General features: G+C 55.9%; 13 protein-coding genes. 8 read left to right on the forward strand and 5 right to left on the reverse strand.

Going from position 1 to position 12,735, the window contains the following annotated elements:
* The first annotated feature begins 60 nt into the window (after positions 1–60).
* Positions 61–1,185 (forward strand): helix-turn-helix transcriptional regulator, encoded by a 1,125-nt coding sequence (locus tag HCU74_RS10080; RefSeq protein ID WP_168450311.1) that lies wholly within the window; start codon positions 61–63, stop codon positions 1,183–1,185.
* Between the two features lie 37 nt (positions 1,186–1,222).
* On the opposite strand, the gene HCU74_RS10085 is transcribed toward HCU74_RS10080, so the two are convergent.
* The 4 genes from HCU74_RS10085 to HCU74_RS10100 all read right to left on the reverse strand — a co-directional run bounded on the left by HCU74_RS10085 (position 1,223) and on the right by HCU74_RS10100 (position 4,059).
* On the reverse strand, positions 1,223–2,047 hold the full coding sequence (locus HCU74_RS10085) for a methylated-DNA--[protein]-cysteine S-methyltransferase (protein WP_168450312.1): 825 nt from the start codon (positions 2,045–2,047) through the stop codon (positions 1,223–1,225).
* A gap of 101 nt (positions 2,048–2,148) precedes the next feature.
* Positions 2,149–3,078, reverse strand: coding sequence for a sensor domain-containing diguanylate cyclase (locus tag HCU74_RS10090; protein ID WP_168450313.1), 930 nt, complete (start codon positions 3,076–3,078; stop codon positions 2,149–2,151).
* The gene (locus HCU74_RS10095) at positions 3,072–3,572 is read right to left on the reverse strand and encodes a hypothetical protein (RefSeq protein ID WP_168450081.1); all 501 of its coding nucleotides are present in this window, start codon (positions 3,570–3,572) and stop codon (positions 3,072–3,074) included. The genes HCU74_RS10090 and HCU74_RS10095 overlap by 7 nt, the downstream gene beginning before the upstream one ends.
* Entirely contained in the window at positions 3,508–4,059 is a 552-nt protein-coding gene (locus HCU74_RS10100; RefSeq protein ID WP_168450314.1) for a GAF domain-containing protein, read from the reverse strand. The genes HCU74_RS10095 and HCU74_RS10100 overlap by 65 nt, the downstream gene beginning before the upstream one ends.
* A 308-nt stretch (positions 4,060–4,367) precedes the next feature.
* Here HCU74_RS10100 and HCU74_RS10105 point away from each other — a divergent pair, with 308 nt between their 5' ends.
* From HCU74_RS10105 to pyk, 6 genes are all read left to right on the forward strand, one after another.
* Entirely contained in the window at positions 4,368–5,432 is a 1,065-nt protein-coding gene (locus HCU74_RS10105) for a 3-ketosteroid-9-alpha-monooxygenase, oxygenase component (protein ID WP_168450315.1), read from the forward strand.
* Between the two features lie 30 nt (positions 5,433–5,462).
* Complete coding sequence (locus tag HCU74_RS10110; RefSeq protein WP_168450316.1) at positions 5,463–6,371, forward strand: VOC family protein; 909 nt, start codon at positions 5,463–5,465, stop codon at positions 6,369–6,371.
* A gap of 66 nt (positions 6,372–6,437) precedes the next feature.
* Entirely contained in the window at positions 6,438–7,622 is a 1,185-nt protein-coding gene (locus HCU74_RS10115; RefSeq protein ID WP_168450317.1) for an acyl-CoA dehydrogenase family protein, read from the forward strand.
* 255 nt (positions 7,623–7,877) lie between these two features.
* Positions 7,878–8,645, forward strand: a complete 768-nt coding sequence (pomA, locus tag HCU74_RS10120) for a flagellar motor protein PomA (RefSeq protein WP_168450318.1) — start codon at positions 7,878–7,880, stop codon at positions 8,643–8,645.
* Complete coding sequence (locus HCU74_RS10125; protein ID WP_246864567.1) at positions 8,646–9,506, forward strand: flagellar motor protein MotB; 861 nt, start codon at positions 8,646–8,648, stop codon at positions 9,504–9,506. It begins immediately after the preceding gene.
* Between the two features lie 109 nt (positions 9,507–9,615).
* Positions 9,616–11,037 carry a pyruvate kinase gene (gene pyk / locus HCU74_RS10130; RefSeq protein WP_168450319.1) on the forward strand — a complete coding sequence of 474 codons (1,422 nt, stop codon included), beginning with the start codon at positions 9,616–9,618 and terminating at the stop codon, positions 11,035–11,037.
* 24 nt (positions 11,038–11,061) lie between these two features.
* Here pyk and HCU74_RS10135 read toward each other — a convergent pair whose 3' ends face one another.
* The gene (locus tag HCU74_RS10135; protein WP_168450320.1) at positions 11,062–11,838 is read right to left on the reverse strand and encodes an SDR family oxidoreductase; all 777 of its coding nucleotides are present in this window, start codon (positions 11,836–11,838) and stop codon (positions 11,062–11,064) included.
* A 218-nt stretch (positions 11,839–12,056) separates the two neighbouring features.
* On the opposite strand from HCU74_RS10135, the gene npdG reads away from it, so the two are divergent.
* Positions 12,057–12,731 (forward strand): NADPH-dependent F420 reductase, encoded by a 675-nt coding sequence (gene npdG, locus HCU74_RS10140; protein WP_168450321.1) that lies wholly within the window; start codon positions 12,057–12,059, stop codon positions 12,729–12,731.
* Positions 12,732–12,735: the final 4 nt, after the last annotated feature.

Consider the following 12,735-nt stretch of genomic DNA (forward strand, 5'->3'; position numbering starts at 1 on the left):
TTTCGCAGGGTTTATCTCGGTTATACTGCCTGTAGTTAATAATAAGGCTAGTACACGTCAATGCTTATAGATGCAGAACTAGACCGGCTTATCGCCGGTATTTATCAGGGACCCATCGAAGATGAGCCCTGGCAGGGCTTTTTGTCTGATCTTTCCAAACACATGCAGGCGGTGTCCGTCACGCTGGTGCTCAATCCGCCCTCTGAACAGGGGCGCGGTGCGCTGCGAGTGGTGGGCGGCAGCACAGTAGAGGGTCTGGAGCGCTACCAGGAACGACTGTTCGCCATGGATCCTTTCTTGACCCTGAAACCCGGCGAGGTAAAAAGCCTGCTGGAGCTGGTCAATAAAGACGAGTGGATGCAAAGTGAGCTGAACACCCTGTGCATGAAACCTGCGGGACTCTACGACACCCTCGGTGTGGATATCCACGTGCCCAATGAAATGAATGCCGGTCTGAGGGTGGCGCGAAATGAGCAAGCCCCCGAATTCAATGAGCAAGACCGGGAATTGATTTACACCCTTATGCCGCACCTGGAACGGGCGTTGCGCCTGCACGTGCGTATCAACAAAATTGAGTCGGAGCGGGATATCTACGCCGGGGCGGTAGAGAGCCTGTCGCTGGCCACCATCATTCTCGACGAAAACGGACGTTTGCTCAGCTGCAATAAAATGGCCAAAAACCTGGTCATCCGCGAGCCTGAGGTCAAGCTGGAAGACGGCTACCTGATGCTGGGTGACCAGAGCACGACCAAAAAACTGCAGGGCTTGATTAACCGCGTGCTGGAGAGCAAAGCCAGCGGTGAACCGGCGGTGGTTGAGGCGATGCGGGTACATCGTGACGGTGACTTTGCCGACCTGGGTGTGATTGTTCGCCCGGTGCCATCGGCGGAGTGGTCAGAGGGACAGTCGGTGCCCACGGTGGCGATTTTTATCAGTGATCCGGAATACGGCGCTGAGGCCCCGGTCAATATTATAATCCAGTTGTTTGGCTTTACCCCGACAGAAGCGCAGCTGTCACTGCTGCTGGCCGATGGCCTGAGCCTCGACGAGGCCTCTGAGGCCCTCGGTATGAGTCGCAATACTGCCAGAACCCACCTGCGCTCAATCTTTTCCAAAACCGGGGTCAGCCGCCAGACCCTTCTGGTCCGGCTTATTCTGAAAAGTGTTGCCCAGCTAGCGGAATAGGGCGCATCAGTGAATCGTGCCTGCGCCGCCGCTGAGCTTAGCGGTGGCGCAGGGCCTCTCTCAGCAGAATCTGTTGTTTGCGCTCCTCTCCCCAGGCATAGCCTCCCATACCGCCGTTTTCGCGAATCACCCTATGGCAGGGTATCAAGATCGCTACTGGGTTGCTGCCTACTGCTCGCCCAACCGCCCGGGCAGCCTTGGGTTTGCCCAGCGCTTCGGCAACGCTTTTATAGCTGCATAAGGCCCCCTCAGGTAACTCCAGCAGGGCGCGCCATACGGCGAGCTGGAATTCACTGGCCATCAGGTGCAGAACGATAGGTTGCTGCGCTGAGGAGTTAGCGAATATTTCAACCACCTTCGGGTCGCGGCTGGGATCGTGCGCCCGAAGCTCTGCTTTGGGCCACTGCTCACGGAGTTTTTGAAGGTTGCTCGCGCTGCTGTCAAAGGAGACCCGACACACACCACGCTGGGTAAGGGCGACGAAAATCTCGCCAAAAGGCGTGTTCTGATTTAACCAGCGGATAGTTAACTGCTCGCCCCGGGAACGATATTCTCCTGGGGTCATTGCCTCAACTCTAATAAATTGGTCGTAAAGGCGCGAGCTGCTGCTCAGGCCCAGCGAGTCGCTTATCGTCAGCAAACTGCCCGGTTGCTGTAACAGGGTTTTCGCTCGCTGCACGTTTAATTGCTGTTGAAACTGCTTGGGGCTGAGGCCGACCCAGCGGGAGAACACCCGTTGAAAATGCCAGGGACTCATCGATAGATGATCGGCAATCTCCTGCAGTGTGAGATCGCCAGAGGCGTTAAGGACGTGTTGGCGAATAAAGTCGATGGCGCGCTGCATGCGCTGATAGTCAGACATCGAGACACCTGTGAGCGGAATACAGCCAACAGCTTACCCTATCCAGGTTCCGCGTCGAGCCGAAGCTTGCGCAGTTGTACTTCACTTGGTGTTAACAGGTACTAGTCGGTAAGCAGTAGCTGCTCACCCTGCCTCAGCATGTCATCAATACCGTCGCCGGGGGAGGTGCTGTAGAGGGTTTTCGACGTGAGTGTGACGTGATTGCTCGCCGGAGTGCCTTCGGTGATCGCTCGAAGTTGCTCGCGTAGCGATTGCACCACATTCGCTGCGCCGTCTTTGCCGGCGTCGCTCAGCATCAGCGCAAAACTTTGTGGAGACAAACGTCCACTTAAATCGACATTACATTGGGAGATGGCGGCCGCAAAGTGCTTGACCAGTTCGTCAGACGAGTCGTAACGCTCACCGCCTTCGTCAATTCCAGCGAGACGCAGCAATACTACTTCCGCAGTGGTGCCGGCGGCGCTGGCGCGTTTGAGAATTTTCTGTCCAATTAAGGAAAACCCCAGCCGATTACATAGCCCCGTATCGATATCGGTAGTGGCGACGAAGCTACTGGTTAATTCCCGCTCTGCGATTTTTGCCAGATCGATCAGGGTTTCCTGAAGATCCTCGCTAAGCTCACGAGGCTGTGTGTCAGCAACAAAAAACGTCCCCACGTGACCGCCACCGGGGACATGAAGTGGAAAGCCAGCGTAGAACCGAACCTGCGGGCCAAAGAGCACCATCGGGTTGTCAGCAAAGCGTTCGTCGCGGTGAGTGTCACAGATCTGAAACAGATCATCCTGGAGTATGGCGTGGCCGCAGAATGAAATATCCCTAGGGGCCTCTTTTACGCCAATGCCGTCCGCTGATTTAAACCACTGGCGATCTTCATCAACAAGGCAAACCAGGGCGACTGGTACATCCAACAGCCGCTTTGCCAGCCGAGTCAGCCGGTCAAAGCGCTCCTCGCTCGGGGTATCGAGGATGTTCAGCAGCTTCAATGCCGCAAGGCGCTGAGTTTCATTGTTGGGCTTGTCGGGTATCAGCATTGTGCTCTTTCCATCTGTGACCACTGTGGTTGAACCGTGCCAGGCTGAAACGCGCTGGCGCCCTGTTGCAGCTGCGCTTCAACGTTGGTTGTCGTACCGCTGGAAAAGGGGTGGGTGCGACTCTGTATGTTGACGTGGCAGTTAAAGCGCTTGCCTATATCCAATTGCTGGAAGTGGGCACGAAACTCCTCGTAAACCGCATGAGCCTGTAAGTCATCGGCATGGGCGAGCAAAATCACGAAATTATTATGATTAAGTCGCGCACTGATATGTGGACTGGCGTTGATCTCGTGAATAAAAGTAGAAAAGTTATCGATCACCAGATTAGCGGCGTATTCACTGATATTCTCGGCGAGCGTTTCAAGGCCGGTAATGCGTAAAAACAGTGCGGTAGCGGGTTTTCCCTCGCGGGCACAGGCGCTGATAATTTTAGGGGGCGAGTAGTTTGAAGCCCTTGCGGTTGCACAGGCCTGTATAGGGGTCTGTGGTCTCAAGAAAACTAAGGCGCAGTTCTCGTTCGGCGATGGCCGCGAGGTCTTCCAGGGTGTCCAGTGCGTCTCTGCTTAAAAAACGCGGTTGGCGGTCAATCACCGCAAATGAACCCAAAGTTCGCCCGTCGCTACCCCTCAGCGGTATTCCCGCGTAAAAGATGATTCCGCAGGGGCCAGTGACCAGTGGGTTATTGGCAAAGCGGGAATCCTGTCTGGCGTCGGTAACTATAAACGGCTTTTGATCTATCAAGGCGTGTCTGCAAAAGGACATTTCCCGGGAAATTTCACTAACCTCCAGGCCCTGGGAGGACTTGAACCACAGCCGTTCGCTGTCAACCAGACTGATCAGTGACACCGGGACTTTGAGCAGACGATGTGCCAGCCGGGTCAGACGGTCAAAGCGCTCCTCCGCCGCGGAGTCGAGGATATTCAGCGAGTGTAGTGAAGCGATACGTTCCGCCTCATTGCCAATGATGCCGGGTGCTTGCATTAAATCCTCTCTTTTATTCGGTACTCGTACAGCGTCATTCAATCTAATTCACAGTGCTGGAAATATCAGCAGGGGGTTTCCCTTACTTGAATAGCAAATTCCCACTCCGGCCAAGACGGGTATTTACTGGAAAGCCGTTTTGCAGGTCGCGGCGCGATATAAAAAATCGCTTTATAAACAAAGAGATATAGCCAAAAACTGCTAGTCTGAACGGATTATAGTTCCGCTGCTGGGCCTGTGTGAGAATTTTGTCGTCAGCATAGCTATCGATTTTTATCTCGGTCGCCATCGTATATCAGGAGAGTAGTATGACTCAGCCAGCGCCGACCACGCGTGAGCCACATCGGATTGAAGCCGCGGAACTGCCCGAGCACTATGCCCGGGGCTGGTATTGCCTGGGTCTGGCCAGTGAATACGATAACACTCCCAAGCGCCTCGATTATTTCGGCACGCGACTGGTTGCCTTTCGCGGTGAAGACGGTGTGGTTCATGTTCTGGACGGCTACTGTCCTCACATGGGGGCGGATCTTAGCGAAGGCTGTGTTGAGGGGAATTCCCTGCGTTGTCCTTTCCACGCCTGGCGCTGGGGCAGTGACGGCGTGTGTGATGATATCCCCTATGCCAAACGTATTCCGGCCAAAGCGGTGATTCGTTCCTATCCGACACTGGAAGAAAACCACCTGCTGTTTGTCTGGTACGACCCTGAAGGTTTGCCACCAATAGAAGAGCAGCGGCCGCCGCGTATCGACGACCTGTTTGATCCCGGTTGGACGATTTGGCAGATGGATCTGATGACCATCAATACCAACGCTCGGGAGCTGGTGGACAATATGGCGGATGTTGCCCATTTTGCCCCCATCCACGGCGCACCGATCAAGGAATTCAAGAATATCGTGCATCGCCACACCTACCAGCAGGTACTGGTTGGTGGCAGTGAGTTACTGGCGGAGGATGGCGAACTGACCTCCGTGGCGACCTACTACGGCCCGGCTTATATGAATACCTATATGACGGGACAGGTGGAGGGCATGACCGTGGAGTCTCGTCTTCTGGTGACCCATGTCCCCATCGACAAGAATAGCTTCGACCTGCGTTTTGGTGTGGCAGTGAAGAAAATGCCGGGCATGAGCGACGAGCAGAACGACGAAATGGCACGGCAATACACCGAGCAGAATCGCACGGCATTTTTTCAGGACGTGCATATCTGGCACACCAAAACCCGGGTCGATAACCCGGTGCTGTGCGACGGCGATGGGCCGATCAACCGTCTGCGCCAGTGGTACCAGCAGTTTTATGAGCCGCGGGACAGCATTCCCGGTACCTTCGATGAAAAGCGCGAATACATCGTCGATTACGCAATGCGAAACGGGTAAATCTTTTTTCATAGCACCAGGGAAAACGTCATGGATGTTCGCAGTTTGGGTTACGTGGTCATCGAATCCACAGAGCCGAAAAAATGGCTGGAGTATGGCCGGGATATTCTGGGGCTGATGCCCGCGACCACCATGCCAGATGATGGCAACGTCTACCTGCGTATGGACGAGCGGCCCTTCCGTTTTGCCATCGTCAAGGGGGAGCGTGATCGCTTGCGCTGCTGTGGTTGGGAGCTGCGGGACCAAGGGGATTTTGATGCCGCCCTGACGCAATTTGCCGAGGCCGGTGTTGCGGTCACTGTGGCGGATGACAGCACGGCGAAGGCGCGACGGGTAAAGGGACTGGCGTCATTGCAGGACCCTTCTGGTAACGGTATCGAAGTGTACTGGGGGGCGGAACTGGATTACGCGAGGTTTGTGTCGCCATTGGGAATCCGTGGATTTGAAACCGGCTTTAACGGCGACATGGGCTTTGGACACGCGGTACTGCCGGCCAGTCGTCTTGCAGAAACCCACACCTTTTACAAAGAATTGATGGGCTTTGGTGACAGCGACTACATGCACTTCAAGTTTTCGCCGGATCCTGACGACAAAGGTCAGGGTCTGCACTTTATGCATGTCAACAACCCTCGACATCACAGTCTGGCGTTGTACGAAGATCAAGAAAACTCATTGGGCTGCGTGCATTTGATGGTCGAGGTCCACGAGGTCGATGAGGTGGGTTATTGCCTGGACCGCGTAGAAGCAGCCGGCATTCCAGTGGTGTCTAGTCTTGGTCGTCACACAAACGATCATATGTTGTCGTTTTACATGGCGACGCCGACCGGCTTTGCGATGGAATTTGGCACCGGCGGGTTGAAAATGGAGTGGGACAACTTTACCCCGACTGTAACCAGCCTGCCCAGCCTGTGGGGACATAAATTTGCCATGCCGGAATAGGCAGGTCTTGAGCGGCGGCCGCAGGCCAGGCACCGCACTATCCAGAACGATAACAGGAGAACAGGTATGAGTGCTGCGACGGCTATTTCGGGTGACACCGCTGAGCAATACGGCGCGATGATGAGCGCAATCCGTGCGCTACAACCGCTACTGCGCGACCGGGCAGAGGAAACGCGGCAGCTGCGCAAGGTGCCGCAGGCATCCATCGACGCACTGCAGGATATGGGCTTTTTCCTTGCCTTGCAGCCGAAACGCTATGGGGGCCTGGAGATGTCGCCACAGCAGTTTTTTGCCATGCAAATCGCGCTGGCAGAGGCGTGTATGTCCACGGCCTGGGCCAGCGGAATCATCGCCGTTCATGCCCTGCAGGTTGCGATGATGGATGATCGCGCTCAGCAAGCGGTGTGGGGGGAGTCCATTCACACTCGAGTCTCATCCTCCTATGCCCCGATGGGTAAGGTCAGTGTGGTAAACGGCGGTTTCAAACTCAGCGGTCGCTGGGGGTGGTCCAGCGGTAGCGACCATTGCACCTGGGTGCTGCTTGGGGCGATTGTGCCGGGGGAGGGCTACCGTACCTTCCTGCTGCCCAAAAGCGATTACCGGATTATCGACACCTGGCAGTCGATGGGCCTTGAGGGCACCGGCAGCAACGATATTCTCGTTGAAGACGTTTTTGTGCCGGATTACATGACCCACAAACAGAGCGACGGCTTTGCCGGCACTAACCCGGGTCTGGCGGTGAACGACGCACCGCTGTATCGCTTGCCCTGGGCGCAGAGCTTTATTCGAGTGGTATCAACACCGGCAATTGGCGCCTGCAAAGCTACCGTCGAGCTGTATAAACACGCGGTACTGAACAAGGCCAGTGGCGACCCGACGAAATTGGCCGGCGATACCCAGGTGGTCGAGCGCATTGCGGCGGCAAAAAACGCCATCGACGAGATGGAAGCGGTGCTGTATCGCAACTTCGATGTAATGATGGCGGCGGTAGAGCGGGGTGAGGACATTCCGCTGGCGGATCGGGTCCACTATCGCTATCAGGCCTCGTTAGTGATTAGCAAAAGCATTGCCATAGTCGATTCCTTATACGAAGTTGCCGGCGGCCATTCGGTGTTCAGTGATAGTCCGATACAGCAGCGCTTTCGCGATATCCACACAGCGCGGGCCCACGTTGCCAACAACCCCACCAGCTTCGCGCGAAACCTTGGCGGGATCGAGCTCGGACTGGAGAATAACGACTTCTTCGTGTAAGTCCTCTCTGCGTACACATCCCTTAGCCCGCTGCCCCGCGGGCTTTTTCGTTTCCCCCTGCAAAACACAGCACGACGTCGCCCAGGCCCATAACACCTTGGGGGAAGTCCTTATGGTCGTCGTCACCGAATTTAGGCAATCTTTGCTAAAGGTTTTTGCCCTTGCTGCCGTTATAGAGACCAGGACGAGTGTTTAGTGTCTGACAGCACCGCGATGACGCTTTGGTTTTAACAACACTGCATTGGAGTTTTCGACTTGGATATTGCAACCTTACTGGGAATGGTCGGCGCGATCGGTGTCATTCTCACCGCGATATTTCTCGGCGGGAGTGCCAGCGGCTTCGTCGATGTGCCGAGTATACTGATCGTTATCGGCGGCGGAACCTTCGCCAACCTGGTCAAATTTCCCCTTGACCAGACCCTCGGCGCCTTCAAGGTGGCCTCGCGGGCGTTTATGCACAAACCTACCAGTTCACAGGCGTTGATTAATGAATGCGTGGAACTGGCCGGTGTGGCACGCAAAGAAGGCCTGCTGGGACTGGAGTCGATGGAAATCAGCAACGAATTCCTCAACAAGGGCGTGCAGATGGCAATTGACGGCCACGACCCCAGTTTCGTCAAGCGGCTGTTGAACAAGGAAATAAACCTTAATATCGAGCGCCAGGAAATGGGCGAAGCCATTTTTCGCGGCTTTGGCGATTCGGCCCCGGCCATGGGGATGATCGGCACCCTCGTAGGTCTGGTGCAAATGATGTCGAATATGTCAGACCCCAAGGCGATTGGCCCGGCGATGGCGGTGGCACTGCTTACCACGCTGTATGGCGCGATTCTGGCCAATGCTGTTGCCCTGCCTATGGCGGACAAGCTGGCGTTTCGCACCGCCGAAGAGCGGCGCAATCGCCACCTGATTCTTGAAGCGGTTGATGGTATTCAGGAAGGGCTTAATCCGCGTGTGTTGGAGTCACTGCTGGCAACCTATTTGCCTGACAACAAGCGTGACCTCGAGAAGAAAGAGGAGGCTTGATTGGAAGACGCTCCCGCCAAAAAGGTCGCGCCCGGTGCACCGGCATGGGTGTTGACCTTTGCTGATTTAATGTCGCTGTTGCTGGCATTCTTTGTACTGTTGTTCTCCTTTTCGGAAATGGACAAACAAAAGTTCAAAGAATTGTCCGGTTCAATGAAGGACGCCTTTGGTGTACAGCGTGAGGTGCCCGCCTTCAACCCCCCCATAGGCACCAGCATCATTGCCCGTGATTTCAGTCCGGGCAAACCCACCCCGACTATCGAAAATGAGGTGCGCCAGGAGGCCGCCCAGGTGATGACGGCCTACGCTGAAATGCCGTTGGATGAAGACGCCCGGCTCACCGAGGAAGAACTGGCGGCGGATGTGGAAAAGGTGAAAGAGCACCTGAATATCGAAATCAAGGAGGGATTGGTTGAGGTCGATGACGATGGCGAGCGGATAATCACCATACGGATTCGGGAAATGGGCTCGTTTCCTTCAGGTAGCGCCAGCCTTAATCACGATTTCTATCCGGTTATCGGTAAAATCGGTACGCTGATTAACGAGATCGGCGGACATGTGGTGGTGGCGGGCCACACCGACAATGTGCCGATCAATACTCGGCGTTTTCGCTCGAACTGGGATCTGTCTTCGGCGCGAGCCGCGACAGTACTGGAAAGAATCATTGAGGCCTCCAGCGTCAGCAGCGATCATTTCAGACTGGCGGGCCATGCCGACACACGGCCGGTGGATACCAACGATACGGCGTCAGGTCGCGAACGCAATCGCCGAGTGGAAGTGATTCTGTTGCGTGGTGCGATTAACGATGTGACAACAGGGCAGGTTATCGGAGGCCGGGAAGCCTCTGTATTGGACGATTAAGCAACAGCCGGGCAGGTTAATTTCGGTTTCTTCAAGTATTGCCGTCGAAGCCGGGGCGCTGGCCGTGTAACATAACTCGATATCCCCTGTTGCAAAGAGTCTACATAGAATGCGCCGCACTAAAATAGTTGCCACCGTTGGCCCCGCCTGTGAAAGTCGCGAAACCCTGACTGCAATGATTCGCGCAGGCGTGAATGTGTTCCGACTGAACTTCTCCCACGGCACCGCCGACGAGCACAAGGCGCGCTGCCAACTGATTCGCGACATAGCCACTGAGGAAAAATGCTACGTCGCCCTGTTGGGAGATTTGCAGGGGCCTAAAATTCGCTTGCGTACCCTGGCAGTGGATGCGATCGAACTCGCGGTAGGCACAGAGCTGATTCTGGATACCCGTCTCGGCGATGGCGAAGGTAATGACCGCCATATCGGCGTGGATTACGAACCACTGGCGCGTTCCGTGGCGGCGGGAGATACCCTGTTGCTGGACGATGGCCGTCTTCGCTTGACGGTGCAGAAGGTCGATGGCGAACAGGTGTTCTGTCGCTCTGCAAGCATCGGCACACTGTTGTCCCGCAAGGGCATCAACCGTCTGGGCGGCGGTTTGTCGGCGCCGGCACTCACTGAAAAAGATCTCGCCGACATCGGCCACGCCGCCGAAATGAAGCTCGACTATATTGCAGTCTCATTCCCCAGCAGTGCTGCCGATATCATCGACGCCCGCACCCGCTTGCAGGCTGCGGGGTGCCATGCCCACATTATCGGTAAAATAGAGCGCGCTGAAGCAGTGGCAGAGGAAGACCACCTTGACGAGCTGATTCGCGCCTGTGACGGCGTAATGGTCGCAAGGGGAGACCTCGGTGTCGAAATTGGCGATGCCAGCCTGATTGGTTTGCAAAAACATATTATCAAGCGTTCGCGGGTGCTGAATCGCCCGGTTATCACCGCGACGCAAATGATGGAATCGATGATTTCCAGTCCTATTCCCACCCGTGCCGAGGTATTCGATGTTGCCAATGCGGTACTCGATGGCACCGACGCCGTCATGCTGTCGGCAGAAACCGCAAGTGGTCGTTATCCGGTGGAAACCATCGAAGCTATGGCGCGAAACTGCGAAGGCGCGGAGCGCTATCCCTCGGCGCGCAAATCCAGTTATCGCCTGGAGCGTACCTTTGATTCAGTTGAAGAAACTATAGCCATGAGTGCGGTCTATGCCGCCAATCATCAGCAGGGAGTGAAGGCGATTGTGTCGATGACCGAGACCGGTCGCACGGTATTATTAATGTCGAGACTCACTTCAGGTATTCCAATATTCGCCTTTAGTCGCAATGTGGAAACCTGTAATCGGGTGAGCTTGTATCGCGGAGTATTCGCCATCTCCAGTGAAACCGCCGACCCCCATATCAGCGACTGCATTGAAGTGCTTAAGGCGCGGGGGCTGGTCGATGCCGGCGATTCGATTCTGATGACCATCGGCGATCAGATCGGCGTGGACAACCACACCAATACGCTGAAAATTATCAAGGTGCACTAAGCATCAGAGCCAACTGATACGCCATCAAGTGTCGGCGTTGGCCGCCCCCAGAAAGGCGGGTTTTTCGCCGCCACCGTGCACCGTCAGGGCGGCACCACTGATATATTCCGCCAACTCACTGGCCAAAAACAAACAGGCGTCGGCGATATTCCGGGGCTGTGCCATTCGTCCCAGCGGAATGGTGTTGGATACCGCCGCTATACCGGCGTCGTCGCCGTAGTGCTGGTGGGACTGCTCGGTCTGAATCAAGCCACCGATGATGCTGTTGCAGCGCACTTTCGGCGCCCATTCCACCGCCAGACTGGTGGTAAGATTAAGCAAACCCGCTTTGGCCGCGCCATAGGCAGCGGTGCCCGGTGACGGGCGGGTCCCGCTTACCGAAGCGATATTGACAATGCTGCCGCCGCTGTCCTGGGTCTGCATTACCGCATTGCAGGCTTGGGCAAAGTACAAAGGCGCCAGCAGATTTAAATTTACGATAGATGCAGAATAACGTGGAGATGCGGTGGCGGCGTCGGCGTACGGGGTGCCCCCGGCATTGTTAATCAGTACATCGATTCGACCAAACTCATCGGCAACCTCAGCCACAAAGGCGCTTACCGCTTCGGCATCGCGCACGTCGATATTGCGAAAAAAGGTGCGGCGTCCGGCCCGTTCCGGCAGGGATTCCGGGGTAGTGCGACCGCAGATTGCAATGTCCGCGCCAGCGTCGAGAAAGGCTTCGCTGATACCGCGGCCAACCCCTTTGGCGCCGCCGGTAATCACCACTACCTTGTTGTCGAAGTTCAGTCGATTTGTCATGGCTCGCTCTCTACACGTTATGTCGTTATTCTCTACCAGCTTTTGTGGCGTGGCTCTACTACAGATAAGGGATCGCAAATGCTGGCGGTGCGGTACACTATGAGTCAAGCGCTGAGCATAAGCGATCAGAAGCTGTGTGCCGGTCGCATTCGATAAATCGCCTGGGCAGTGCTTTGAGCACAGGCATGACGTCGGCGTAATAATAAATAAGGAGAAACATGAGCGAATCCAAACTTATCGCGATATTGGGCGGTACCGGGAATCTGGGCAGTGGACTGGCAGGACGCTGGTTACAGGCGGGGCATCGGGTCATTATCGGTTCGCGTACCCTGGATAAGGCCGAACAGGCTGCGGCAGCGTTGACCGAGGTGGTCAAGGCACGGGGAGTCAGCAGTGTCGCAGTCAGCGCGCGGGACAATCGGGCGGCGGCCGCCGAGGCTGATATCGTTGTTCTCACTGTGCCTTTTGCTCATCATGCTTCTACTCTGGAGGATGTCCGTGATGCAGTGCAGGGTAAAATCCTGATCGATGTGACCGTGCCACTGGTGCCACCCAAGGTGGCACGGGTTCAACTGCCGGAGGAAGGCTCTGCCGGACAAATCGCACAACAGCTGCTCGGCGAAAACGTACGTGTGGTGTCGGCTTTCCAGAATGTCGCCGCGGCGCATCTGCAGGACGGCAGCGAGCTGGAATGCGACGTATTGGTGTGCGGCGACAATAAAGAAGCCCGAGCCGAGGTGATAGAGCTGGTGGAAGCGGCGGGCCTGCGCGGTTTTCACGCCGGTAGCATCGCCAACGCCGCGGCGGTGGAAGCAATGACCTCGCTACTGATTTTTATCAATAAACAATACAAGTGCCACTCGGGCATTAAGATCACCGGGCTGGAGCACTGATCGG

It is taken from the genome of Spongiibacter thalassae, assembly GCF_012272835.1.
Lineage (GTDB): Bacteria > Pseudomonadota > Gammaproteobacteria > Pseudomonadales > Spongiibacteraceae > Spongiibacter > Spongiibacter thalassae.